General features: G+C 58.5%; 24 protein-coding genes. 16 read left to right on the forward strand and 8 right to left on the reverse strand.

All coding sequences use genetic code 11. The annotated features are described in order from the left end of the window. Window positions 1-36 precede the first annotated feature (36 nt). The 3 genes from dps (at window position 37) to gpmI (ending at window position 2903) form a co-directional block, all read left to right on the forward strand. Entirely contained in the window at window positions 37-537 is a 501-nt protein-coding gene (gene dps, locus ACVWY8_RS03095) for a DNA starvation/stationary phase protection protein Dps (protein ID WP_414344460.1), read from the forward strand. 39 nt (window positions 538-576) lie between these two features. Next, on the forward strand, window positions 577-1095 hold the full coding sequence (locus ACVWY8_RS03100; RefSeq protein WP_457393146.1) for a tetratricopeptide repeat protein: 519 nt from the start codon (window positions 577-579) through the stop codon (window positions 1093-1095). Window positions 1096-1310: 215 nt separating this feature from the next. Continuing rightward, window positions 1311-2903, forward strand: coding sequence for a 2,3-bisphosphoglycerate-independent phosphoglycerate mutase (gene gpmI / locus ACVWY8_RS03105; protein WP_457393143.1), 1593 nt, complete (start codon window positions 1311-1313; stop codon window positions 2901-2903). 14 nt (window positions 2904-2917) lie between these two features. Here the strand turns inward: gpmI and ACVWY8_RS03110 are convergent, their stop codons facing one another. Beyond that, window positions 2918-3232 carry a DUF7734 family protein gene (locus ACVWY8_RS03110; RefSeq protein WP_414330481.1) on the reverse strand — a complete coding sequence of 105 codons (315 nt, stop codon included), beginning with the start codon at window positions 3230-3232 and terminating at the stop codon, window positions 2918-2920. Then, complete coding sequence (locus tag ACVWY8_RS03115; RefSeq protein WP_011434226.1) at window positions 3229-3816, reverse strand: DUF3177 family protein; 588 nt, start codon at window positions 3814-3816, stop codon at window positions 3229-3231. The genes ACVWY8_RS03110 and ACVWY8_RS03115 overlap by 4 nt, the downstream gene beginning before the upstream one ends. A gap of 517 nt (window positions 3817-4333) precedes the next feature. On the opposite strand from ACVWY8_RS03115, the gene ACVWY8_RS03120 reads away from it, so the two are divergent. From ACVWY8_RS03120 to ACVWY8_RS03155, 8 genes are all read left to right on the forward strand, one after another. Beyond that, complete coding sequence (locus ACVWY8_RS03120; RefSeq protein ID WP_457396809.1) at window positions 4334-4738, forward strand: hypothetical protein; 405 nt, start codon at window positions 4334-4336, stop codon at window positions 4736-4738. A gap of 5 nt (window positions 4739-4743) precedes the next feature. After that, window positions 4744-5490, forward strand: a complete 747-nt coding sequence (gene atpB / locus ACVWY8_RS03125) for a F0F1 ATP synthase subunit A (protein WP_414330483.1) — start codon at window positions 4744-4746, stop codon at window positions 5488-5490. A gap of 221 nt (window positions 5491-5711) precedes the next feature. After that, the gene (atpE, locus tag ACVWY8_RS03130) at window positions 5712-5957 is read left to right on the forward strand and encodes an ATP synthase F0 subunit C (protein WP_235280127.1); all 246 of its coding nucleotides are present in this window, start codon (window positions 5712-5714) and stop codon (window positions 5955-5957) included. 102 nt (window positions 5958-6059) lie between these two features. Next, a complete protein-coding gene (locus ACVWY8_RS03135; RefSeq protein ID WP_414349846.1) occupies window positions 6060-6533 on the forward strand; it encodes a F0F1 ATP synthase subunit B' in 474 nt (157 codons plus the stop codon). 35 nt (window positions 6534-6568) lie between these two features. Continuing rightward, window positions 6569-7132, forward strand: coding sequence for a F0F1 ATP synthase subunit B (locus tag ACVWY8_RS03140; protein WP_457393139.1), 564 nt, complete (start codon window positions 6569-6571; stop codon window positions 7130-7132). Window positions 7133-7152: 20 nt separating this feature from the next. Continuing rightward, window positions 7153-7701 carry an ATP synthase F1 subunit delta gene (atpH, locus tag ACVWY8_RS03145; protein ID WP_414330491.1) on the forward strand — a complete coding sequence of 183 codons (549 nt, stop codon included), beginning with the start codon at window positions 7153-7155 and terminating at the stop codon, window positions 7699-7701. A 43-nt stretch (window positions 7702-7744) separates the two neighbouring features. Further along, window positions 7745-9265, forward strand: a complete 1521-nt coding sequence (atpA, locus tag ACVWY8_RS03150) for a F0F1 ATP synthase subunit alpha (protein ID WP_414357040.1) — start codon at window positions 7745-7747, stop codon at window positions 9263-9265. A 61-nt stretch (window positions 9266-9326) separates the two neighbouring features. Continuing rightward, a complete protein-coding gene (locus ACVWY8_RS03155) occupies window positions 9327-10271 on the forward strand; it encodes a F0F1 ATP synthase subunit gamma (protein ID WP_414330493.1) in 945 nt (314 codons plus the stop codon). Between the two features lie 5 nt (window positions 10272-10276). On the opposite strand, the gene ACVWY8_RS03160 is transcribed toward ACVWY8_RS03155, so the two are convergent. The 3 genes from ACVWY8_RS03160 to ACVWY8_RS03170 form a co-directional block, all read right to left on the reverse strand. Beyond that, the gene (locus tag ACVWY8_RS03160; protein ID WP_414416571.1) at window positions 10277-11977 is read right to left on the reverse strand and encodes an ABC transporter permease; all 1701 of its coding nucleotides are present in this window, start codon (window positions 11975-11977) and stop codon (window positions 10277-10279) included. Window positions 11978-12070: 93 nt separating this feature from the next. Beyond that, entirely contained in the window at window positions 12071-13339 is a 1269-nt protein-coding gene (locus tag ACVWY8_RS03165) for an esterase-like activity of phytase family protein (protein ID WP_414390689.1), read from the reverse strand. A gap of 173 nt (window positions 13340-13512) precedes the next feature. Then, on the reverse strand, window positions 13513-14559 hold the full coding sequence (locus ACVWY8_RS03170; protein ID WP_457393136.1) for a Fe(3+) ABC transporter substrate-binding protein: 1047 nt from the start codon (window positions 14557-14559) through the stop codon (window positions 13513-13515). A gap of 474 nt (window positions 14560-15033) precedes the next feature. Here ACVWY8_RS03170 and ACVWY8_RS03175 point away from each other — a divergent pair, with 474 nt between their 5' ends. Then, window positions 15034-17214 (forward strand): NAD-binding protein, encoded by a 2181-nt coding sequence (locus ACVWY8_RS03175; RefSeq protein WP_457393133.1) that lies wholly within the window; start codon window positions 15034-15036, stop codon window positions 17212-17214. Window positions 17215-17289: 75 nt separating this feature from the next. Here ACVWY8_RS03175 and ACVWY8_RS03180 read toward each other — a convergent pair whose 3' ends face one another. From ACVWY8_RS03180 to accD, 3 genes are all read right to left on the reverse strand, one after another. Further along, window positions 17290-17994, reverse strand: a complete 705-nt coding sequence (locus ACVWY8_RS03180; RefSeq protein WP_457393130.1) for a class I SAM-dependent methyltransferase — start codon at window positions 17992-17994, stop codon at window positions 17290-17292. A gap of 101 nt (window positions 17995-18095) precedes the next feature. Further along, window positions 18096-18491 (reverse strand): STAS domain-containing protein, encoded by a 396-nt coding sequence (locus ACVWY8_RS03185; RefSeq protein WP_457393128.1) that lies wholly within the window; start codon window positions 18489-18491, stop codon window positions 18096-18098. 239 nt (window positions 18492-18730) lie between these two features. Beyond that, window positions 18731-19675 carry an acetyl-CoA carboxylase, carboxyltransferase subunit beta gene (gene accD / locus ACVWY8_RS03190; RefSeq protein WP_414344447.1) on the reverse strand — a complete coding sequence of 315 codons (945 nt, stop codon included), beginning with the start codon at window positions 19673-19675 and terminating at the stop codon, window positions 18731-18733. A gap of 124 nt (window positions 19676-19799) precedes the next feature. Between accD and ACVWY8_RS03195 the strand changes: the two genes are divergently transcribed. From ACVWY8_RS03195 to ACVWY8_RS03210, 4 genes are all read left to right on the forward strand, one after another. After that, window positions 19800-20666, forward strand: a complete 867-nt coding sequence (locus ACVWY8_RS03195; RefSeq protein WP_457393126.1) for a tRNA (5-methylaminomethyl-2-thiouridine)(34)-methyltransferase MnmD — start codon at window positions 19800-19802, stop codon at window positions 20664-20666. A gap of 153 nt (window positions 20667-20819) precedes the next feature. Beyond that, window positions 20820-21452 carry a hemerythrin domain-containing protein gene (locus ACVWY8_RS03200; protein ID WP_457393124.1) on the forward strand — a complete coding sequence of 211 codons (633 nt, stop codon included), beginning with the start codon at window positions 20820-20822 and terminating at the stop codon, window positions 21450-21452. A gap of 93 nt (window positions 21453-21545) precedes the next feature. Further along, window positions 21546-21734 carry a DUF4089 domain-containing protein gene (locus ACVWY8_RS03205; RefSeq protein WP_414328765.1) on the forward strand — a complete coding sequence of 63 codons (189 nt, stop codon included), beginning with the start codon at window positions 21546-21548 and terminating at the stop codon, window positions 21732-21734. Continuing rightward, complete coding sequence (locus ACVWY8_RS03210; RefSeq protein ID WP_414417106.1) at window positions 21731-23131, forward strand: AtzE family amidohydrolase; 1401 nt, start codon at window positions 21731-21733, stop codon at window positions 23129-23131. The genes ACVWY8_RS03205 and ACVWY8_RS03210 overlap by 4 nt, the downstream gene beginning before the upstream one ends. The last annotated feature ends 127 nt before the right edge of the window (window positions 23132-23258 follow it).

Below are 23258 nucleotides of genomic sequence, written 5' to 3' on the forward strand. Positions count from 1 at the left end.
ATCCCCGATAATGGAAACACAGTTAGGAGGTTGGCCATGGTTACCGCCGAGAAAACCCGTCTCTACCCCACCCAGATCGATTTGCCAGCAGAGGCTCGCGCGCAACTGGTGGAGCTGCTCAACCAGTCCTTGGCAGACACGTTGGATCTGAAGACGCAGGTGAAACAGGCCCACTGGAACGTTAAAGGCATGCACTTCATCGCCTTGCACGAGATGTTCGACACTTTTGCCAGCACCCTGGAAAACTACGTGGACATGCTGGCGGAACGGGTTACGGCGCTGGGGGGCATCGCCCGCGGCACGGCTCGCATCGTTGCCCAAACCTCCACCTTGCCGGAGTACGATCTGGCCGCTGAAGAGGGTCGGGATCACCTGCAGGCTTTGGCAGCCCGTTACGCTCAATATGCAGCTTCCGTCCGCCGCAACATTGACCGCACCACCGAACTGGGGGATGCCGACACAGCAGACCTGTTCACCGAGATCTCGCGCCAGATCGACAAAGATCTTTGGTTCATCGAGGCTCACCTGCAGGCGTGACGCCAGCGAGGCCAGTCACAGGCAAGTGGATCAAGCAAAATGGGCGTTAACGTTCCCCTCCTGTATTTGGTGGCTCTGACCGGTATCCTCGGCGTGGCGGGCTTCTTTGTCCTGCGGGAGGTGCTGCGGGTACGGGCCCAGGAAAAGGTCATCCGTGAGCTGCAGCCCCGCCTGAGCAAAGGCAAGGGATCCCCGCAGGAGCACTACGAGTTGGGCAGCGTCTATTTGCAAAAAGGCCTCTACGACCAGGCGGTTGCCCAGCTCAAAAAAGCCCTAGAAGTGGCCGGGGAGAACATTCCCCCCGTCTGCAACGCCCTCGGTTTTGCCTACTTCAGCCAGGGGCAGTATGACTTGGCCATCCGCTACTACAAGGATGCCGTGGCTGCGGATCCCGGTTATGTAACTGCTTGGAACAATCTGGCCCATGCCTATGAGAAGAAAAATCTCTATGGCCCAAGCTTGGAAGCTTACGAAACTGCCCTGAAGTTGGATCCCCGAAATGCCATTGCTAAGCGGCGCTCGGAGTCTCTGCGCAAACGGTTGCAGCCCAGCCCCTGAGGATCCCATCTGCAATTTCATCCGCAGAAATACTCTTGACCGCAGCACAGTTGTCCATAGGAGTTGGCTCTAAAGACTCCATCCTGCCTGTGCAGGCACTTCCTTATCCTCTCAAAAGAAGATTGATAATACTGAAATCTTGAGCGCAAATGTAAGATCCGGTATCGTGTTGCCTGGGCTGGTATTATGTCTTAAATAAAACGAGAGGCCATTTCATGGATTCGCAATCGGTAGCACCTGTGGTTTTGGTGATCCTGGATGGCTGGGGTTATCGGGATGCTCTCGATGGCAACGCGGTGCTGGCTGCGGAAACCCCTGTCCTGGATAGCCTTTGGGCTGCCTATCCCCACACCCTGCTGCAAGCTTCGGGTCGGGCCGTGGGCCTGCCGGCAGGACAGATGGGCAACTCTGAAGTCGGGCACCTGACCTTGGGGGCAGGGCGGGTGGTGCCGCAGGAATTGGTGCGCATCAGCGACGCGATAGAGACAGGATCCCTTTTCCAGGATCCCTTGTTGATGCAAGTTTGTCGCCAGCTCAGAGAGCGAGGGGGCCGTTTTCACTTCGTTGGCCTTTGCTCCGAGGGGGGGGTTCACTCCCACATCGACCATCTCTATGGGTTGCTCAAGCTGGCGGCCCAGGCTGAGATTCCGGCCTATGTCCACGCCATCACCGATGGCCGCGACACCTTGCCCCGCGATGGTGCCAGGGTTCTGGCCGCCCTGGAAAAAGAGCTGCAATGGCTGGGCAATGGCGTCATCGCCACCCTGAGCGGACGCTACTACGCCATGGATCGGGATCGCCGTTGGGAGCGCACCCAGAAAGCCTACGAGATCATGACCCAAGACGGCCCTGGCTGTGGACAAAGCGCCGCCGAGGTGATGGAAGCTTTCTATGCCCAGGATCTCACAGATGAGTTCATCCCGCCCACCCGCCTGGCTCCAGGGGCTGTGCAACCCGGCGATGCAGTGCTTTTCTTCAACTTCCGCCCAGATCGCGCCCGCCAACTTACCCAAGCCTTTGTCTGCCCAGATTTCTCAGGCTTTCAGCGCCCCTTGCTGCCGGATCTCACCTTCATCACCATGACTCAGTACGAGGCGGAGCTGCCGGTGCAGGTGCTTTTCAAGCCGCAGAACCTGGATCACCTGCTGGGCCAAGTGGTGAGCGAGGCCGGCCTCAAGCAATTGCGCATTGCTGAGACGGAAAAATACGCCCATGTCACCTACTTCTTCAACGGCGGCATTGAGCAGCCCTTCCCCGGTGAGGATCGCATCCTGGTGCAAAGCCCGCTGGTGACCACCTACGACCAGGCGCCGGAGATGTCGGCAGTGGAAGTGACCGACAAGGCGATAGAGGCCATCGCCCGCCGCGAATACAGCCTGGTGGTGCTCAACTATGCCAACCCCGACATGGTAGGTCACACTGGCAACTACGAAGCCACCATCCGCGCCCTGGAAACGGTGGATCGCTGTTTGGGCCGGCTGCTGGCGGCAGTGGTAGATGCGGGAGGCACTACTTTGATCCTGGCGGATCATGGCAATGCAGAGCTGATGTGGGATGAGAACGGCAACCCCTGGACGGCCCACACCACCAACCCCGTTCCCTGCATTCTGGTGGAGGGGGAAAGGCGCAAAATCCCCGGCTGTGGCGGCGATGTCAAGTTGCGCTCCAACGGCACTTTGGCTGATGTGGCCCCCACCCTGCTGGAGATCTTGGGCCTGCCTCAGCCCCCCGAAATGACAGGACGTTCGCTTTTGCAGCCGGCAGAATACACCATCCTCCAGCGGCAACCCAGCCCTGTGGGGCGGTAGGTGCCAGGGATCCCTTACTCCGTCACTGGGATCCCTTCTTGGGCCAGCCATGCTGTTAGCTCTCCCCAGTTGCGATAGACAGCCAGAACCCGTGAGCGATCGGGGTGATAGGGGGCAGCCAAGCGCTCCAACTGCAAAAAGCGGGCCTGGGGAGGGATCACCGCCGCTTCGGGATCGGGGGGAGTGGGTCGGCGCAAGGAGCTGCTGTAGCCGCGGTAGATCAGCACCAGATCAGACTCTCCCTCGCTTTCCACCTCCACCCGCAGCACCTCTTGCGGGTGGTCTTGGCTATAGCGCTCCAAGGCCAAGGGCCAAGGCAGGGCCCTCATGCTTCCAGTTCCCCCTTATCAGTTCCGGGTCGCAGCCGCCAGACAAAGTAGAGGCTGTAGAGCAGGTAGGCCACCAGCCCCCAGGCCCCCACGCTCCCCAGCAGCTCCGGCGATACATTGGGATGGAAGATCTCCCGAAACCCCAGCGGTGGCCCAAACCAAGCTCGGCACTCCTCTGGCAGAGAAGTGCGGAAAGCACAGGGCACAAAGGCCCCCGAAAAGAGGATCCCGGCCCCCATATAACCAGTCAGGCCCCACCGCCAGAGCAAAAAGGCTCGCGCCGCCCAGGTTCTCGACTGCTCGAGAGCAGCACTCCAGTCCCGCCAAAACCAAAGACAAACCAAGATCAACAGCCGCGCCATTGCTCCACTGAGAAAGCTGACGGGCAGGCCCCCAATCATCAGGTACACCGTCACCGCCAAGAGGCTCGATACCCGCCAATAAACGATCAATAGCTGAATCAAGGGCCGCAACCCCACCGCAAAAGCCCAAATCAGCAGCAGCAATGGCATCACCACCGTCAGCGCCACTGCCAAGCGGTAGTCCAGCCAGATTGCATCCACCAGCCAACTCTGGGGAGTCATCCTCACCCTCTGCCACTCCTGCCCCTTAGTATATGAAACCTGGGGGATCCAGGACGGGACACAGAGAGTTACGGAATGTTAACGCCTGCTGACCATCCCCAGCAAAACTTTACACCAGACAGCTTTCAGAAAGTTTTCCATTTTGCCGCTACCGATCCCCGAAAGTGGTAGATTCTTAGCTAGCTCCTCAGAGGAGTATCCCTGTCGTTCGGAAGGCCAGCTGCCTGTCTGAGCGACCAGCGGAGTCTCCTTCAGACCTTGGCCCAACTTAATCTCATTAAGTATTGTTACTTAATCGTGTTATCTTGGGTTAAGGTCAAACCTTGAGAGGCATGACCTCGAAACCATGGCCCGTTCTTCCAGACTCCTCTCTCACAGTTCTACCCGTTGGAAGGCGACCCAGTGGAAGCCCAGACCACTGCCTCCCTTGGAGAATGCACCTCCTTCTCCGAAGCGGGAGGAAGAGACAGGGGATCCAGTTGCGTCAGAGCCACCCCTTGCCCTGGGGAAGCCCGATTTGGCGAGGAAGGTGAAGGGTGGAGCTAGGGGGGCAGCAGTTGCTGGCAGCGGGAGCTATGAAGCGCTGCAGCTGTGGCTGGTGCTGGTTACCTTGGGGGTAAGTCTGGCCATTGCCGTGGGAGTGGCCCTGGTTTACTCTCTGGGGGTAGCTGCCAACTACTTGCTGGGGGCGGTTGTTGGCGTGGTTTATCTGCGCCTGCTGGGCCGCGGCGTAGCGGAGCTGGGCAAAAGCCGCAACCGTTTGGGGGTGACGCGTTTGGCTCTGTTTGTCGGGCTGATCGTTTTAGCCACTCAGGTGAAGTCTTTACAGATATTGCCCATTTTCCTGGGGTTCATGACCTACAAGGTCACCCTGCTCATTCATCTTGTCCAGACCTTGACCCGTTCATCTTCTTCTGTGTGATGCCCATGAACCTGTCCTTCTCCTCTCCTCCTCTTTTGGCAGAACTCGAGGTCGGCCATCACCTTTACTGGCACCTGGGCAAATTCACGGTTCACGGGCAGGTTTTGATCGCCAGCTGGATCGCCATTGCCCTGATCTTGACGGTGGTTATCTTGGGCACCCGTCAACTGCAGCGGGAGCCGGCTGGCCTGCAAAACTTTGTCGAGTATGCCCTGGAATTTGTGCAGAGCATTGCCCGTGCCCAGATTGGCGAGAAAAACTTCCGGCCCTGGGTACCCTATGTCGGCACCTTGTTCCTGTTCATCTTCGTCTCCAACTGGATGGGCAACCTCTTCCCCTGGAAGTTAATTCCCCTGCCGGAAGGGGAGTTGGCCTCTCCCACCAACGACATCAACACCACTGCTGGCTTGGCGCTGCTTACCAGCATCATGTATTTCGTGGCCGGCATCAGCAAGCGGGGGCTGTCTTACTTCAAAAAGTACATCGAGCCTACCCCGATTCTGCTGCCCATCAACGTTTTAGAAGATTTCACCAAGCCCCTTTCCCTGAGTTTCCGTCTATTCGGCAACATCCTGGCAGAAGAGCTGGTGATTGCGGTGTTGGTGTTGCTGGTGCCCTTGTTTATCCCCGTGCCGGTGATGATTTTGTTTCTGTTTACGGGGGCGATTCAGGCTTTGATCTTCTCAACCCTCTCGGCAGCTTACATTGGAGAGGCGCTGGAAGGTCATGGAGGAGGGGATCACCACGATTGATCCCGCTGGTCGGTCGATCCATCTTGAACCTTTTCGGGAGGATCATCTCAAATGGGTCAGCGCAAGGGATCCCTTCTTTTGGTAAGGTTTGTTGGGGCTGACAGATTGGTTCTGAAAGCCGCCGACAAGGGAGTGATTTGAGGCTGTAGTGTATCAGACCCGATCACCTCTGAAGCTCAAGAGACGTTGTTGTTGTGTCAATCACCAAGGAGCATCTCACTATGGATCCGTTAACCTCTGCTGCTTCTGTTCTGGCTGCTGCTCTGGCCATTGGTCTGGGATCCCTGGGTCCTGGGATCGGACAGGGGAACGCCGCTGCTGCTGCGATGGAAGGGGTGGCCCGCCAACCTGAGGCGGAAGACAAGATCCGCGGCAACCTGCTGGTTAGCCTGGCCTTCATGGAAGCTCTGACCATCTACGGCTTGGTGGTGGCTTTGGTGCTCTTGTTTGCCAACCCCTTCGCCTAGTGTCCTACGGGGGCGGGCCGCAGCGATGGCCGAGGTGAGCCATATCCGCCCCCCAACCCGGCCTGACGGTAGACCTAAGTTTCTGTTGGGGTCATAACACCCATGCTCTTCCAAACTCTATTGGCTGTTGAAGCGGCTGAAAAAGGTGGTCTTTTCGATCTGGATGCCACCCTGCCCCTGATTGCCATTCAGTTTTTGCTGTTGGTGGCAGTGCTCAACTCCCTCTTCTATGAGCCGGTTACGCGGGCTATCGACAGCCGCAGCGACTACATCCGCACCACTCAAGCGGAAGCCCAAGAGCGGTTGGACAAGGCGGTGTCGTTGACCCGACAGTATGAGTCTGAGATCAGCCAGGCCCGCTTGCAAGCCCAGCAGGTGATCGCTGAGGCAGAGGCTGCAGCTGCTCGCATTCGTTCCGAGAAACTGGCTGCTGTGCAGGCAGAGATCCAGCAGAAGCTGGAGGCGGCGCGGCTACAGGTCGAGCAAGAGAAGCAGGCAGCCCTCGAACAGCTGCAGCAGCAGGTGGATGCCATTGCCGCCCAGATTACCCAGAAACTGTTGGGCAGTGCTCGTTAGATCGCTGGTTGGAAGTACTTTTGGAGGAGCTTGCGATGCCTGTGTGGAGTTGGGTGGCCGGTTGGATCTTGGCTGTGGCCGAGACCACGGAGCTACTCCCAGAAGCCAAGGCAGGAGAGGGGGATCTCTTGGCCAAGATTCTCGAGAGCAACCTGATCAACATCGCGATCATTCTCACCTTGCTGTTTATCTTGGGTCGCAAAGTGGTGGGAGAAGCCCTGGCCAAGCGGCGGGAGGGGATCCTAGAAGAACTGCGGCAGGCGGAGCAGCGCAAACAGGAAGCCATCGAGAAGCTGGCGGAGGAGCAGCAAAAGCTGGCCCAGGCTCAGCAGGAGGCTGAACGTATCCGCAAGCAGGCGGAAGCCAACGCCGAAGCCCGTCGGCAAGAGTTGTTGGAGCAGGCGGAGCGGGAAGTGGAGCGGCTGCGGGCCAATGCCGAGAAAGAGTTGTCTAGCGAGCAGGAGCGGGTTTTTCAGGAGTTGCGTCGGCAGATCGTTCGCCAAGCCCTGAGCAAGGTGGAGCAGGAGTTGCCGCAGCACCTCAACGAAGAGGTTCACCGCAGCTTGATCGAGAGAGGGATCCAAATGATTGCCCGCTAACTCTCAAGGAGGAGAAAGGTATGATCAGCAGCACAATGGCCGAGAAGGTGGTGGATCCCTATGCCGAGGCTCTCATTGCTCTTGGGTCAGGCCAGGGATTGCTGGACACTTTTGCCGCCGATATGCGCTTTATTGCCGAGGTTTTGCGGGCTACGCCGGAGCTGGGCCAGTTTCTCGCCAACCCGGTGATCAAGGCCGAGGCCAAAAAGAACCTGCTGCAGCAAGTATTTGCCGATCAGATCCACCCTCTGCTGCTGAATGCGCTGAAGTTGTTGACCGACCGCCGCCGTATTATGTTTCTCGGGGCTGTCTGCCGGCGCTTTTTGGATCTGCAACGGAAGCTCCAGAACATCGTCCTGGCCGAGGTGACGACGGCGATACCCTTGACGGAAGCTCAGCAGCAATCGATTCGCGAGCGGGTGATGGACTTCACCCAGGCCAGCGGTGTGGAGTTGCAAGCCACTCAGGATCCGGAGCTGCTGGGAGGGGTGGTCATCAAGATTGGATCCCAGGTGATCGACCTCAGCTTGCGTGGACAGTTGCGCCGGCTTGCCTTGCAGTTGGCCTAAGTTGGTTTTTGAGGATCCCTTCCCATTACTTGAGAGGACTGCTATGCCTACCATTCGCCCAGACGAGATTAGCACCATCATCAAACAGCAGATTGAGCAGTACAACCAGGAGATGCAGGTCTCCAATGTGGGGACAGTTCTGCAGGTGGGGGATGGCATTGCCCGCATCTACGGTTTGGATAAGGTGATGGCCAGCGAGCTGCTGGAATTTGAGGATGGCACCACCGGTATTGCCCTCAACCTGGAAGAAGACAACATCGGTGCCGTGCTGATCGGCTCCGGGCGGAATATCCAAGAGGGATCCACCGTCAAATCCACGGGCAAGATTGCCAGCATCCCGGTGGGGGAAGCCCTCTTGGGCCGCGTGGTGGATCCCCTGTGCAACCCCCTCGACGGCAAAGGCCCGATCCAGTGTACGGAGTCTCGCCTGATCGAATCTCCGGCACCTGGCATTGTCGATCGCCGCTCTGTGTACGAGCCCCTGCAAACCGGCATTACCGCCATCGATGCCCTGATCCCCATCGGGCGGGGGCAGCGGGAACTGATCATCGGCGACCGCCAAACCGGCAAGACCACCGTTGCTGTGGACACAATCCTGAACCAAAAAGGGCAGGATGTGATCTGCATTTACGTGGCCATTGGCCAGAAGCAGAGCACCATCGCCCAGGTGGTGGGCATCCTGACCGAGCGAGGGGCTATGGACTACAGCATTGTGGTGGCTGCCGGCGCCGATAGCCCGGCCCCGTTGCAGTGGCTGGCCCCCTATTGTGGTGCCACCATTGCCGAATACTTCATGTACCAGGGCAAACACACCCTGGTGGTCTATGACGACCTCTCCAAGCAGGCGGTGGCTTATCGGCAAATGTCACTGCTGCTGCGCCGTCCACCCGGTCGAGAAGCCTATCCTGGGGATGTGTTCTACCTGCACTCGCGGCTATTGGAGCGAGCCGCCAAGCTGAGCAGCCAACTGGGAGAGGGATCCATGACGGCGCTGCCGATCGTGGAAACCCAGGCCAATGACGTGTCGGCCTACATTCCCACCAATGTTATCTCCATCACCGATGGGCAGATCTTCTTGGAATCGGATCTGTTCAACGCTGGCATCCGCCCGGCCATCAACGTCGGGATTTCCGTCAGCCGCGTCGGCTCTGCGGCTCAGACCAAGGCGATGAAAAAGGTGGCTGGCTCCATCAAGGTGGAACTGGCCCAATTTCGGGATCTGGAAGCCTTTGCCCAATTTGCCTCTGACCTGGATGAGGCCACCCAAAAGCAGTTGGCCCGCGGCCAACGGCTGCAGGAGTTGCTGAAACAGCCGCAATACTCTCCCCTGTCTCTGGATCAGCAGGTGGCCATTATCTATGCGGGAACACGAGGCTATTTGGATGACATTCCGGTGGAGAAGGTCTCCAGCTTCAAACAGGGCCTTTTGGCTTACCTGGGCACCACCCATCCCAAGTATGGCGAGATCGTCCTCTCCACCAAGCAGCTCACCGACGAGGCAGAAGAAATCTTGAAAACGGCCATCACAGAGTTCAAGCAGAGCTTCGTGGCCAAGGCGGCCTAGGGTGACGCGGATCTCTCCTGGCCCGGATCCCTGTCGACCACCAAAATAGAGGGAGTAGGTTATGGCAAACCTCAAGCGCATCCGCGATCGCATCAAGGCGGTGAAAAACACCCGCAAAATTACCGAGGCCATGCGGCTGGTGGCAGCAGCTCGGGTGCGGCGCGCCCAAGAGCAAGTGATGGCCACCCGTCCCTTCGCCGACCGGCTGGCCCAGGTTTTCTATCGACTGCAGACGCGGCTGCGGCTGGAGGATGTCAACTTGCCTCTGCTGAAGCAGCGGCCCATCCAGACGGTGGGGCTGTTGGTGGTGGCCGGGGATCGGGGCTTGTGCGGAGCCTACAACGCCAACGTGATTAAGCGCACCGAGGAGCGGGTTCGCGAGCTGCAGGAGACAGGGCAGCAGGTGCAGCTTTACCTGGTGGGCCGCAAGGCGGTGCAGTATTTCCAGCGGCGCTCCGCTCCCATCGCCAAGACCTACGTGAATTTGTCGCAGATCCCCACGGCGGCTGAGGCTGCCCAGATTGGGGATCAGCTCCTCTCGGCCTTCTTGTCGGAGAAGGTGGACAAGGTAGAGCTGCTCTATACCCGCTTTGTCTCTTTGATCAGCTCCCGTCCGGTGGTGCAATCCCTGTTGCCCCTCGATCCGTCGCGGTTGGCCACTCAAGACGATGAAATTTTTCGTCTTTTGGTGCGGGGCGGAGAGTTTACTGTCGAGCGCAGCAAAGTCATCGCAGCGGTCTCGGCCCCACCTCAGGACATGATCTTTGAGCAGGATCCCGTGCAGATTTTGGATGCACTGCTGCCGCTGTACCTGAACAACCAGTTGCTACGGGCCTTGCAGGAGGCGGCGGCCAGCGAATTGGCAGCTCGCATGACGGCCATGAACAACGCCAGCGACAATGCCAGCGAGCTCATTCGCACGCTGGGTCTTGCCTACAACAAAGCTCGCCAGGCGGCTATTACCCAGGAGATCCTGGAGGTGGTGGCCGGAGCGGAGGCCTTGTAGGGTTCTCAAAGGAGATCCCCTGAGGAGCCGAGGTTGCGTTGCCGCGCCATCTGGGAGTTGAGCAGAACCACCGGCAAAATCCCCACTAAGACAATGGCCAAAGCCGGTGCCCCTGCCTCCGCGAGACGCTCATCGGCTGCCAAGCGGTAGGTTTGCACCGCCAAGGTGTCGAAGTTGAAGGGCCGCAGCACCATCGTGGCCGGCAGCTCCTTCATCACATCCACAAATACCAGCAGCATAGCCCCCAAGAGGCCACCCCTCATCAAGGGCAAATGCACCTGCCACAGGGTGCCCAGGGATCCCTGTCCCAGGCTGCGGGCCGCTTCATCCAAACTGGGGGGAATGCGCAGCAGCGTGGCCTCGACGGTGGCCAAAGCCACGGCCAAAAACCGCACCAGGTAGCCGAACACCAAAGCCGTGAGGGTGCCACTGATCACCAGGCCAGGTGGCTGTTGCAGCACCACCTGCCGCAGGTAGCTCAGCAGTTGATCCAACCACCCTAGGGGAATCAGAACCCCCACTGCAATCACCACCCCAGGCAGCGCATAGCCCAGAGAAGACAACTGCACTGCCAGCCGCAGGCCCCACGGGGATCCCGCCCGTCCTAGCCCCTGCATGCGCAGCCCGTAAAGCACCACCACCGACACGGAAACAGCAATGATAGCCGTGATGGTGGATAGCCAAAAGCTGTTCTGGGCGTAGCTCCAAAAGCGGCGACCCAACTCCCCCTGCCGCAGGGTCATGTGGAGCAGGATCAAGGCCGGCACGACGAAGCCCAGCCCAATCGGGATCCCACAGGCTAGCCAAGCCCCCACCGCCCGGATCCCTTGTAGGCGGTAACGGGTTGGGGTGGGTTTGAACCCTTGGCGATAGTAGCGCGCCCGCCGGCGGGAGACCTGCTCCATCGTTATCAGCAGCAACACCAGCAGCAACAGCAGCGCCGAAAGCTGAGCCGCCGCCACCGGATTGCCCAGGGCCGTCCAGGTGCGGTAGATGCCGGTTGTAAAGGTATCTACCCCGAAATAGCTGACGGTGCCGAAATCGTTGAGGGTTTCCATCAAGGCCAGCAGACAGCCGGCCACGATCCCCGGTCGGGCCAGCGGCAAAGCCACCTTGAAAAAGCTGGCCCAAGGCCCGTAGCCCAAGGAGCGGCTTACCTCTAAGCAGGCCACCGATTGCTCCTGAAAGGCCAGCCGGGCCGAGAGGTAAACATAGGGATAGAGGGTGAGGATCAGCAGCAGGATCGCCCCCCACAACGAGCGAATGTTAGGGAACCAGTAGTCGCCGATCCCCCAACCTGTTACCCGCCGCAGCCAGATCTGGAAACCGCCGGTTACCTGCAAAAAATCGGTGTAGGCGTAGGCCAACACATAGGTGGGGGCCGCCAGGGGCAGCACCAACATCCACTCCAGCCAGGCCCGCCCCCAAAACTGACACATGGTCACCAGCCAGGCAGTGCCACTGCCCACCAGGATGACCCCCGCCGCCACCCCTGCCATCATCACCAGGCTATTGCGCACATAAAGCCCCAAGACCGTATCGGCCAGGTGCTCCCAAACCTGCCGCTCGTCCGCAAAAAGGCTGAGCAACACCGTAAGGACAGGAACGAGAATGAGACCGCTGAGGGTCAGAGTCAGAAGCGCCCAGCCGTTCAGAGGAAAGAAGCCACTTCCCGGCAGAGATTTGCTCAACAACTTCAACCTCATCTCTTTGTCCATCTCAACAGGCGGGAGCTACCTCTTGAGCAACTCCTGGGGAAGAAAAGGGGATCCTCCAGGGATCCCCAACCAAGTTTTCTCTCAAAACAAGCTCTTGGGCAGCTTAACGAAATAAACGATGTTCTCGTCTTGCTTGTTACCAAGGTAAGGCATAGTTTTTTCTTGAACCGCGCCCTTTTCCGAGACGATGCCAAAGTCGTCGTCGTTAACTATCGCTAGGGTAGTTGAGTTGAGAATGGCCAACCCCTCGGGCTTGTCGTGGGGATAATTGGGGATCGACATAATGTCAAATACTTCTTCTTTGGAAACGGGCTTGATCCCCGCTGCAATGATTTCCTCTTGGGTTAACTGCTCCAGAGTCTTGCCGTTAACCAGCAGGCCATTTGGACCAGGATCAAAGACATCCGTGGCAGCGGCAGTATCGATTTTGTAGATCTTCTTCGTAACCTCTTTGTCCTCTCCCGGCGTTTTGCCATCCCGTTCGAGAACCAGGAAGGTTGTGTCGGTAATGGCGACAATTTCGCTAACAGCGGTGCCAGTTCCCTCTAAAGGATAGAGGTATTCTTTGAACTTGCCCGTGGCCAGTTCATAGAAGAGTATCCTGCAAACAGTTGCGGTCTTTTGAACATCTTTGTTGGGGTTCAAAAGCGGAGACTGCATGATGCCGACCAAGTATTTCTGATCGGGCGTCAGAGTTAGCCCCTCCATGCCGCGATTGGGGCGCCGATTTTTGTAAACTTCTGGAAGCTTTTTGCCGCCAACTCCACTTCCAAAAGGATTTAGCCACTCGATGGCCTTGCCATTGGAATCAAAATGGATCAAGTGAGGTCCGTATTCGTCGGCAACCCAAAAGCTTCCATCTTTGGCCACCGCGATCCCCTCTGGATCGATACCTTTGGGATCCGGCGCAAGCTGCTTGCCGCTGAGATCGTAGGCATTCTCTCCCGTTCCCCCCGAGTCAGATGGATTGGGGATCCCGGTGAGATTTTTGCCTGTCTCGTCTTGCAGCAGGATGACCCTGTCCAACTTGAAGCCCTTGCCGTCCAAAGACAATCTGGCAACTTGAGGGGTAAAGTCTGGCTTAGGGAAAATCTTGTCGTTTGACTCAGCTCCATCAATATTGGGACCGCGATCGGTGAGCACATAAAAATATTGGCCATCAAAGGCAAGGCCAGAGCCAAACCCACCATTGTAGATTTTGACGCCGTTTTCTGTGGTCAAAAGCAGATCCCGCTTTGGAACAGGAGCCTTTTCGGGAAGGTTTTCAATTGCCTTTGCCGGGCTATTGGTGTAGAAAGAAGTTAAAGAAAGCAGGAGCAAGAACAAGCCTGCTGTTCGCAGTTGTTTCATTTGGCAAACCTCCAGAAGCTTTTGAAAAAGAAAGACAGGACGCCTGAGCGGCCTCGAACGGAAGCAACGCCGTCCTAGAGTATCGACGCTTGGCCAAGAACCGTCAAGCTGCTTAACGTTCACGGCGTCAAGCAATGAAAGGCTGCACTCAGGGCCTGTCCTGGAGGCCTGATCTACTTCCAACCGGCCCGATCCATTACCTTCAGGGCATCAGGGGTGACGCGGCCAATGCTGGCGGCGTTGATCGTATCTTCCTTAAAGGTGCCAAAGCTGGCCACCACCGAGTCGATCTCAGCCCCGGGCAGTACCGGGTACTCATTGTTGCTCTGGGCAAAAATGGCCTGCGCCTCTGGCCCGGAGAGAAACTCCAAAAATTGGATGGCCGCTTCTTTGTTGGGAGCTGTTTTCAGAATGCCGGCCCCGCTGATGTTGACGTGGGTGCCGCGATCCTCTTGGTTGGGGAAGAAGACGCCGATTTTCTCGGCTACGGCGCGATCTTCTGGATTGTCGGATTTGATCAAACGGGGCAAATAGTAGGTGTTGGCCAAAGCCACGTCTCCCACTCCGGCGGCCACGGCCTTGATCTGATCCGTGTCTCCCCCTTCCGGCGGACGAGCAAAATTGGCTACTAAACCCCGGGCCCATTGCTCTGTTTCCGGGATCCCGTGGGCCAAGATGATCGAAGCCGTCAAGGATTGGCTGTAAACGTTGCTGGAGGAGCGGGTGAGCACCTTGCCCCGCCATTTGGGGTTTGCCAAGTCCTCATAGGTGGACAACTCCTTGGGATCCACCTTGTCTTTGTTGTACATGATCACCCGTGCCCGCTTGGTGAGGCCAAACCAGTACCCCTCTGGATCCCGCAGAGACTCGGGAATATTTTTGGAGAGCGTCTCCGACTGGATGGGTTGAAACAAGCCCTCGTTCTGAGCGCGCCACAGCCGGGCAACATCCACCGTCATGAAGATGTCGGCGGGGCTGTTGGATCCCTCGCTGCGGATGCGCTGGACGATCTCATCGGCGTTGCCCTGCACCCAATTCACGGTAATGCCCGTTTTCTGCTGGAAAAGTTCGTACAATTTCTCGTCTGTGCCGTAGTGCCGCGAGGTGTAGAGGTTCACTTCCCGATTAGCGCCATGGGCCGGACGCAGAAGAGACCCTGCTGCCAGAGCCGCAGAACCTAGCGTGGCTCCACTGACAAATTGCCGTCGCGATAAGCGCATACCCAACTCCTAAGTTCAAAAACATCTCAAGAGACAGAGCTCCACCGGCCAAGCTGGCCATGCCTCTCTCTGAGAAAAAACCTGAAAGCTACGCCCAAAGGACAAAGGCGGTTCCCGCAAATCTCACTCTGTTGACCCTCATCTTAGGCCAGCTTTATTGAGACTTTTATTCAAGAACCTCGCCTTGGGGCAATGATAGAGGATCTCAAGTACCGGGTCAAGCTCTTAGAAGTTTTTCTCATCTCTCACCCTTTGGGATGGAACTGGCCAACTTCCCCCTGTTCTCGACAGCACTCGAGATGGCCGGCGACCCAGCCGATCTTGCCGATCTTGTTGAGCAATCGGTCTGTGGCCGGAGCCCCGCGGAGCAGTATTGACAGCACTCGCGAAAGCTGAAGAGGCTTCGGGTATAAAGGGAGCAGGGTAGATGACAGAGCTATGGTGAGCTCCCTTTCGAGATCGCCTCATGCACAGGTGCAAGAGAATAGCAGGGATCCAGGTGTCTCTATCCTGGTCTGCGGCTACAACGATTTGGTGGAGCTCACTCTCCAAGCCCTAGAAGCTTTTGGACATCGCGCTGTAGTAGTTGCTCCCGATCTGCCCCCTCATTTGGAAGAGCAGTGGCAATACCTACAGGCGGATCCCCGCCAGCCGGGGGTGTTGCAGCGGGCTGGGATCGAGCGGATTAGGGTGGCGCTGCTCCTGGAGGACAGCGACCAAGCCAATTTCGAGCTGGCTTTGCTGATTCGAGATCTCAATCCACAGGTGCGTGTCGTCTCCCGTCTGTTCAACCACAGCCTTGCCCGCTATCTCGACTCGGCTTTGCCGCAGCATTTTTCCCTATCGGTGGCGGCTTTGGCTGCCCCGGCTTTTGCCCTTAAGGCTGTTTCCGACGAATTTGTTGGCTACTTTGAGCTGCCCCAGCTGGAAGCCCAGCCGGCCACGCTTCCGCCAGAGCTGGCAGATCCGGCTTACTTTGTCTCAGACCGAGAGACCACCCTCTGGAACGTGGTAGAGCTGACCATCGGATACAACTCCCGCCTGCTGCATATGCCCCTCTCGGAGCTGGAGGAAACTTTTGGGGCGCGGGTGCTGTTTCATTACCCGGTGGATGGGCTTTCTAACTTTTCCAAACAGCGAGTTTTCGACGACTTTGACCACGAGGCAGAGCTGCTGGAGGGGGATCGCGTTTTGGTCATTTGCGATCCCAGAGCCTACCTGCAACTGTTGGAACGCAACGGGCGACGGGGCTCCTCACGGGCACAGCGCTGGGCCAGCGGCCAGATGCAGGACAAGCGACAACAACGGCAAGGCAGGTCGTTGGGGCGGGGATCCCTTGGGTCTTGGCTGCGCAGAGGAGTGCAGGGACTCCTACAGGTCAAGCCCATCGTGCGCACCCTCACCTTCACCTTGGGGGCCATGCTGGTGCTGGGGGTGATCAACTTCAGGATGATCGGCAAACCCCTCATCGATGGGCTTTTGCTGACGATCGTGGTGCTGACAGGGGGCTACGGGGATATTGAGGCTTTTCAACAGCCGGAAACACCGCTGGGGGTGAAGGTGCTGGCGGTGATGATGACCTTGGTGGGGGCTGCCCTGGTGGGGTTGATTTACGGCTTGGTGACCGACAAATTGGTGAGCAGTCGCTTTGGCTTGGGTCGGGCTGCCCGTATGCCCAAAGAGGATCATGTGGTGATCGCAGGGTTGGGGCGGCTGAGCTATTTGGTGCTGCAGTTGTTGCGGCAGATGGGCTACGAGGTGGTGGTGGTGGATCCCAATAGCGAGAACCCTCTCTTGGAGGCGGCGGAACGGGAGGGGGCAGTGGTGGTTCGTGGGGATTACGCCCTGGCAAGCACGCTGCAACAGGCTCGCATTCAGGGCAGCCGCTGCCTAATCTGCACCACCCCTGACGATCTCACCAACCTGGAGACGGCCCTGACGGCCCACAGCCTGCAACCGGGGATCCGCACCATTTTGCGGGTTACCGATCCCGAATTGGCGGCTCGCATGCAGCGCCACATGCAGACCCTGGGGATCAGCTACAGTGCTACCGGGTTGGGGGCACGGGCTTTTGCCACCGCAGCACTGGTGGGATCCGTCTACGGCACCCTGGCTTGGCAGGGGGAAACTCTGCTGGTGACGCTGCTGGAGGTCTCGGCCGATTGCCACTACCTGGGGCTATCCTTGCGCCAACTGGCCCAGGACTATGACCTGGTGATCTTGCTGCATCGCTCCCGACCGGGGAAACCCTGTGTTTTTCCCAAGATCTGGCAAAAAGAGGGCAAGACCCTGTTGAAAGAAGGCGATCAACTCTATGTGATGGGAACGGTGGGATCCCTGATTCGCTTAACCCAAGGACGGCCTCTTCCCCCAGAGCTGTATCAGGTGCGCCTCCTAGAGTATCGCAACCCCTATTTTGAAGAGGATATCCTCTCGGCTTTATCGTTCTACGCACGCCTGCCCAAAACGGCCCTGAAACCCCTATTGGGCTGTCTGCCGGCGGTGGTGAGCCCACCCCTTCCCCGCGACAAGGCAATCAAGTTAGCCCGCCAACTGCGCAAGATGAGCACTGAAGTGCAGGTGTTTGCCCAGGCGCAGCCTGACCATCGGATCCCTGCAGCCATGAACGAAAACAGCGAGAGTAATCTGAATTGATTTGGACACTGTTCTGTTTATTGGTCTATTCTGCACTCCGTAGTCCAAAACATCTCGTTATGGGCAGTTGGACATTCAGGAGATAGGCTTTTCGGCTGCAAGTCGCACAAAGCGATTTTGGTTGTAGAGCTGCTGAGCCACCACTGCGAAACCCACCTTCTCCAGCAACCACACCAGGTCTTCGGCGCTGAAGCGATTGTGCTCGTAGAAGTGGGTAAACTGATCCAGCAGCGTTTCCAAAGGCGTGTCCGACTGGAAGAGTTGGGCCTCTGTATCGGCATCGAAGTAGAGGCTGAGCGGGGCGCGCACCCAATCCACCAGCAAAAATCGCCCCCCCGGCTTGAGTAGACGCAGCACCTCCTGCAACAGGCGCAAGGGCTGCACCATCTCGTGCAACACCACCACTGCCTGAGCTGCATCGATGCTGTTGGCCGCAAGCGGCAAGTGAGGGTCGTGCAGGTCGGCCTGCAGCAAATGGACTCCAGGGATCCCTTTCAAATCTGCCGCCGCTCGCTCCAACATGTAGGGCATCACATCCACCCCGATGAAGTGTCCTCCGGGATAGCGTTGCGCCCACTGACCCAGAGCAAACCCCGGCCCGGTTCCCAGATCCAACAAGCGCGGTGCAGGAGGCAGACAGGGCTCGATTTGCATCTGCCAGAACTGCCAAAACGCCTCGTTAAAGCGCCCAGGAGCCGTCGCCACCATGCGCTCGCAGAAGCTGGGGCCACGGTGGTGCTGGTAGAGAAGCTGAAAGGTATCGAGGCCGGTCTGGGGCATGGCTGAAGATTGTTGAGAAAATTGCTAGAGGGATCACCAGAATTCGCTGATGGGCTGAAAAGAGCATCGGGGGATCCCCAAAAGTAAGGCCTAATGTCGGCCTAACGAGCAGTGGGAGCGCTGGAAAAGTTGGCAATGCCGGTCTCCAGGCCGCTAAAGCAGGTCAGTACCTTTTCCATGGAGGTGAGGTTGAGGACGAGGGCCACACTTTCCGGCACGCAACAAAGGCTAATGTTGCCCCCGGCAGCACGGCACTTGCGCAAAGCCGAGATCAACACCCCCAGCCCAGAGCTGTCCATAAAAGTGACCGATGACATGTCGATCAACATATTGGGATAACCGAAATCTAAAACCTGCTGGAGCAATTGCCGAACTTCTGAGGCGGCCTTGGCGTCAAAACGACCTTCCAGGGGCACAATTGCCAGTTTTTGCCCTTGCGGAGTTTCAGCAGTACGGATGCGCAGCTTGAAATCCATCGTTTCCAGTGAAGACCTCATGCCCCACCTTAACACCATCCGCTACCGCCCACCAGGAAATCTTGTGAAGATCCCCAGGGACAGCGCGGCTCCCTCCAAAAACATCTGCCCTCTCGCCCCCAGCTCCTCTCCCAACAAGCCAGAGGGAAGCCGTGTAAACCCATGAAGTAAGAGCCGCCCCAGAGCTTAGCAGGAACTCCATCCCCCGCAGGGAAGGGATCCGGCCTCGGCCACAAATTCCGCATCTTAGGCGGATCTACCTACAGCATAGGTTGCAGGGTTAAAGCCTCCGAGTCTATGGAGGGAAGGGACATGTGCAAACGGGGACGGTGCATAGAGAGCAACTGGGCCAGCCGCTTGCGCAGCTCAGTACGGGGCACAATCGCGTCGATGAGCCCTTGGGCCAGCAGGTACTCGGCGGTTTGGAAGCCTTCTGGCAGCTTGCCCTTGCCAATGGTTTGCTCGATTACGTTGGGCCCGGCAAACCCCACCTGCGCGCCCGGCTCGGCCAGGATCAAATCTCCCAGCATGGCAAAGCTGGCAGTTACCCCGCCATAGGTGGGATGGGTGAGCACGGAGATGAACAATTGTCTGGCGTCGCGGTGCCTTTGTAGGGCGGCTGAGGTCTTGGCCATCTGCATCAGGCTGAGGATCCCTTCCTGCATGCGGGCCCCCCCCGAAGCCGAAAAGAGGATCAAGGGCAGGTGATCGCAGGTGGCCCGTTCCGTGAGGCGGGCGATCTTCTCGCCTACCACCGAGCCCATGCTGCCGCCCATAAAGCGAAAGTCCATCACCCCAATCGCCACCGGGATCCCTTCCAGGCTTCCCAACCCTGTCAGGACGGCATCCTTGAGCTGGGTGCGCTCCTGGTAGGTGGCCAAGCGCTCGGAGTAGGGCTTTTGGTCGAAAAAGTGCAGGGGATCCGTGGGAGCCAGGTGCTCGTCGAGGGGTTGCCAGGATCCGGGATCCAAAAGCTGTTCCAGCCGCTCTGGAGCTGTAATGCGATGGTGATGCCCACAGCTAGGGCAGACTTGCCAGTTTTGCTGCAGATCCTTGGTGTAGGTCAGAGTGTCACAGGCAGGACACTTTTGCCAGAGGCCGTCGGCAATCTCTCTTACCTGACGCTCTTTGTCGAAGGGGCTGCTACCTGTCAGGTTCAGAGAGGTTTGTCTGCGCCGCTCCGCAAACCAATCCAGTAGAGACATAGCTGTTGAAATATCCTCCCTACTCAGGGATGTTGAGAGCCCTGCCGGTGAGCTGCGAAACACATCTCAACGTTCTCAAGCTATCAAAGAATCGCCCAACTGAAAATAGAGACAACAGCAGGCAATGGAGACTCGGTGGCAGGTGCTGACCACAGGGGATGGATCCCTGACCTTTTTCTCGGAAGAGTTTGGACAGGCTTTTCACAACGTCAGTGGTGCCGCTCAGGAGGCTCTGGAGAAGTTTGTCCGCCCTTGCCGGCTGGATCGGCTGCCTTTGGAGCGGGATCCCGCCCAGCCCATTCGCCTTTTGGATATTTGCTTTGGCTTGGGCTACAACTCCGGCCTTGCCCTAGAAACCATTTGGCAAATCCGGCCCGATTGTCTTGTGGAGGTAATCGGCCTGGAGCGATCCCCGGAAGTGCCTCGCCAGGCTTGGCAGGCGGGGGTGGGATCCGACTGGAGCTTTGGGCAAGAATGGCAACACTGGATTGAACAGGGATCCTGGCAATCGGAGCGCTGGCGCGGAACGCTGCTGTGGGGCGATGCCCGGCAAACGGTGTTGCAGGTGCCGCTGGGGTGGGCAGATGCGGTGTTTTTGGATCCCTTCTCGCCTTCTGTTTGCCCAGAGCTGTGGACGGTGGATTTCCTGCGGGCCGTGGCTGAACGGATGCGACCAACCGGCATTTTGGCCACCTATTCCTGTGCAGCGGCGGTGCGAGCGGCTCTGTTGGAAGCAGGGCTTTTCATCGGCTCTACCCCCCCGGTAGGTCGTCCTTGGCCGGGGACAGTGGCCTCGCCCCAACCTGACCACCTGCCGCCTCTTTCCCCCATGGAGTGGGAGCACCTGAAAACTCGCGCTGCCGTGCCCTACCGGGATCCCACCTTGAAAGGAGATAGAGCGCAAATCCGTCTGCAACGCCAACGGGAACAGCAGGGATCCCCTTTGGAGCCCACTTCTGCTTGGAAACGCCGCTGGCCTGTGCAAGCCTAGAGAGTGGCGTTGCCGGAGTTCAGATCTGGACAACTTTTCCCAGGATTGCTGCCCGAGTGTATCCAAGACACCTGCGCTATTCCCGTACCCTTACGCAAGCCACCATTTCTTGACAAAGTTAAGCTAGGACGAAACTTTTCTGCTGTGAATGCCATGTCCTCTGAGGAGTCCCTCCCGCTGACGCGAGCAGCCTCTGCCGGTACGCTGGTTGCCCTTTGTGCTGAACAGCACCGCGTCATCCTGCAGTTTTTGACTCGCCTGTCTCGAGCGCCGGAGTTGGATCTGGAGCAGCGACGCCTCTGTGTACAAAGGTTGCGACAGCGCCTCTCCCGCCACATTCAACTGGAGCGCCATGTTCTCTACCCTCTGCTTAGGTCGGCTCTCCAGGGGGATCCCCACCTCAGCGCCCAAACTGAGCGGCTGGAGCAACATCTGCGGGATCAGATTCCAGAGCTGACGCGCTTTTTGCACCAATCAGAGCGCACTCCGCAGCAGGTGGATCCTTCTGCTGCCCTTCACTTCTATCGGCAATTGCGGGCTCAGTTTGATCAGGAGGAGAAAATCTTGCATCCCCTCTTTGCCCAGCATGTTTCTCCCGAAGCAGAGCAGCAGCAGTTGCGTCTGTTCCGCAAACGCCTGCAAGCCAGCGCTGCCGCCAATAGCTCTGCAAGTAGCCGCCGCGTCGCTCTGGAGGAGCTGGAACGGCAAGCGGTAACCCGTCCTGTCTTGCCCAACGAGCGCTTCTGGTCGCTGCAGGGCAACGCTGTGCAGATGGCCGCTCCCTAGCCAACGACGGTCTTGTTGTTGGAGGCTGCCTGGTGGTGTTCGCAGGCGAGCTTGTGGTATCTTTGCCGCAACCGGCCTGCTGACCCTAGAACCATGCAACCCTGGGATCCGGAAACCTACGTCGACCAGATGGCCCAACTGCTGCAACTGCCCCTGCATCCCGACCACCGAGCAGGGGTGATCGAAAATTTTGCCCGCTTTCTGCCCATTGCTCAACAGGTGCTGGAGTTCCCGTTGCCGCCGATAGTTGAGCCAGATCCCACCTTTGACCCTCAGCCATGACCGGGGATCCCCACCTTCTCGGCAGCGCTGACGCGGTCTCTATTGCCAGGGCTGTCCGCCAGGGATCCGTGAGCGCCCAAGCGGTGGTGGCCGCCTGTCTGGAGCGGATTCGCCGGCGGGATCCCCAGCTCAATGCCTTTACAGCTGTCTTGGAGGAATCGGCCTTACAAGCGGCGGAGCAGGTGGATCGACAGGTGGCTCAAGGGATCCCTGTAGGCCCGTTGGCAGGGGTGCCTTTTGCCGTCAAGAACTTATTTGACGTGGCCGGCCTCACCACCCTGGCTGGCTCGGCGATCAACCGCGAGAATCCCCCGGCCATCCAAGATGCAACGGTGGTGGCTCGTCTCAAGCAGGCAGGGGCAATCTTGGTGGGCACCCTCAACATGGACGAGTACGCCTACGGCTTCGTCACCGAAAACAGCCACTACGGCCCCACCCACAACCCCCACGATCTCAGCCGCAGTGCGGGGGGATCCTCCGGCGGCTCGGCAGCTGCAGTAGCAGGAGGTTTGGTGCCCCTTGCCCTGGGCAGCGACACCAACGGCTCGATTCGGGTACCGGCCTCTTTGTGTGGCGTCTACGGCCTCAAGCCCACCTATGGCCGTCTATCGCGGGCAGGAGCGGCTCTGTTTGCCGCCAGCTTTGACCACGTGGGCCCCTTGGCCCGTTCGGTGGCCGATATTGCCCTCAGCTTCGATGTCATGCAAGGGCCGGATCCCCAAGATCCCGTCTGTACCCGGCGTCCTGTAGATCCCACCTTTGGGCAATTGGGGCAGGGGATCGAGGGCTTGCGCATCGCGGTGGCGGATGATTACTTTGCCCGAGGGGCAGAGCCCCCCATCTTGGCCGGAGTAGAAAAAGTGGCCCAAGCCTTGGGGGTCGGCCAGACTGTGCGGATCCCGGAAGCCCAGCGCGCCCGTGCCGCCGCCTTCCTGATCACGGCTGCTGAGGGAGCCAACCTGCACTTGCCCAACCTGCGAACTCGCCCCCACGACTTTGACCCGGCCACCCGGGATCGCTTTTTGGCCGGAGCTTTGCTGCCCGCCAGTTGGATCTTGCAGGCACAGCGCTTTCGCCGCTGGTATCGCCAGCAGGTGCAGGCCATTTTTCAGGAGATCGATCTGTTCATCGCCCCCACCACCCCCTGCTTTGCCCCCTTGCTCGGCCAAGAGAAGATGGTGATCGATGGGGTAGAGGTTCTCACTCGGCCCAACCTCGGCCTCTACACCCAGCCCCTCTCGTTTATCGGTCTGCCGGTGCTTTCGCTGCCGTTGCGCGAGAGTGGATCCCTGCCCTTTGGCGTACAACTGGTGGCCGCCCCCTACCAAGAAGCCAAGTTGCTGCGGGCAGCCGCCTATTTGGAGAAGCTAGGGATCCCCAATGCCCAGCCGGTCTGAGCCATGAAGAGCCCTGCTTTTGCAGCGTATCTAGCGTTAGGACTCGCGGGCATCCTCTTGTAGACACTAAATGTGTAGATAAACATTTTGCGGTCAAGAGAATGATTGCCTTGGGGGAGAAGCTCTA

The sequence above is a fragment of the Thermostichus sp. OS-CIW-32 genome (assembly GCF_054060415.1).

What these genes read in the sequence shown, in the direction of transcription:
- dps (WP_414344460.1), top strand. Translation starts at nt 37, where the DNA reads ATGGTTACCGCCGAGAAAACCCGTCTCTACCCCACCCAGATCGATTTG.
- ACVWY8_RS03100 (WP_457393146.1), top strand. Translation starts at nt 577, where the DNA reads ATGGGCGTTAACGTTCCCCTCCTGTATTTGGTGGCTCTGACCGGTATC.
- gpmI (WP_457393143.1), top strand. Translation starts at nt 1,311, where the DNA reads ATGGATTCGCAATCGGTAGCACCTGTGGTTTTGGTGATCCTGGATGGC.
- ACVWY8_RS03110 (WP_414330481.1), bottom strand. Translation starts at nt 3,232, where the DNA reads ATGAGGGCCCTGCCTTGGCCCTTGGCCTTGGAGCGCTATAGCCAAGAC.
- ACVWY8_RS03115 (WP_011434226.1), bottom strand. Translation starts at nt 3,816, where the DNA reads ATGACTCCCCAGAGTTGGCTGGTGGATGCAATCTGGCTGGACTACCGC.
- atpB (WP_414330483.1), top strand. Translation starts at nt 4,744, where the DNA reads ATGAACCTGTCCTTCTCCTCTCCTCCTCTTTTGGCAGAACTCGAGGTC.
- atpE (WP_235280127.1), top strand. Translation starts at nt 5,712, where the DNA reads ATGGATCCGTTAACCTCTGCTGCTTCTGTTCTGGCTGCTGCTCTGGCC.
- ACVWY8_RS03135 (WP_414349846.1), top strand. Translation starts at nt 6,060, where the DNA reads ATGCTCTTCCAAACTCTATTGGCTGTTGAAGCGGCTGAAAAAGGTGGT.
- ACVWY8_RS03140 (WP_457393139.1), top strand. Translation starts at nt 6,569, where the DNA reads ATGCCTGTGTGGAGTTGGGTGGCCGGTTGGATCTTGGCTGTGGCCGAG.
- atpH (WP_414330491.1), top strand. Translation starts at nt 7,153, where the DNA reads ATGATCAGCAGCACAATGGCCGAGAAGGTGGTGGATCCCTATGCCGAG.
- atpA (WP_414357040.1), top strand. Translation starts at nt 7,745, where the DNA reads ATGCCTACCATTCGCCCAGACGAGATTAGCACCATCATCAAACAGCAG.
- ACVWY8_RS03155 (WP_414330493.1), top strand. Translation starts at nt 9,327, where the DNA reads ATGGCAAACCTCAAGCGCATCCGCGATCGCATCAAGGCGGTGAAAAAC.
- ACVWY8_RS03160 (WP_414416571.1), bottom strand. Translation starts at nt 11,977, where the DNA reads ATGAGGTTGAAGTTGTTGAGCAAATCTCTGCCGGGAAGTGGCTTCTTT.
- ACVWY8_RS03165 (WP_414390689.1), bottom strand. Translation starts at nt 13,339, where the DNA reads ATGAAACAACTGCGAACAGCAGGCTTGTTCTTGCTCCTGCTTTCTTTA.
- ACVWY8_RS03170 (WP_457393136.1), bottom strand. Translation starts at nt 14,559, where the DNA reads ATGCGCTTATCGCGACGGCAATTTGTCAGTGGAGCCACGCTAGGTTCT.
- ACVWY8_RS03180 (WP_457393130.1), bottom strand. Translation starts at nt 17,994, where the DNA reads ATGCCCCAGACCGGCCTCGATACCTTTCAGCTTCTCTACCAGCACCAC.
- ACVWY8_RS03185 (WP_457393128.1), bottom strand. Translation starts at nt 18,491, where the DNA reads ATGAGGTCTTCACTGGAAACGATGGATTTCAAGCTGCGCATCCGTACT.
- accD (WP_414344447.1), bottom strand. Translation starts at nt 19,675, where the DNA reads ATGTCTCTACTGGATTGGTTTGCGGAGCGGCGCAGACAAACCTCTCTG.
- ACVWY8_RS03195 (WP_457393126.1), top strand. Translation starts at nt 19,800, where the DNA reads ATGGAGACTCGGTGGCAGGTGCTGACCACAGGGGATGGATCCCTGACC.
- ACVWY8_RS03200 (WP_457393124.1), top strand. Translation starts at nt 20,820, where the DNA reads ATGTCCTCTGAGGAGTCCCTCCCGCTGACGCGAGCAGCCTCTGCCGGT.
- ACVWY8_RS03205 (WP_414328765.1), top strand. Translation starts at nt 21,546, where the DNA reads ATGCAACCCTGGGATCCGGAAACCTACGTCGACCAGATGGCCCAACTG.
- ACVWY8_RS03210 (WP_414417106.1), top strand. Translation starts at nt 21,731, where the DNA reads ATGACCGGGGATCCCCACCTTCTCGGCAGCGCTGACGCGGTCTCTATT.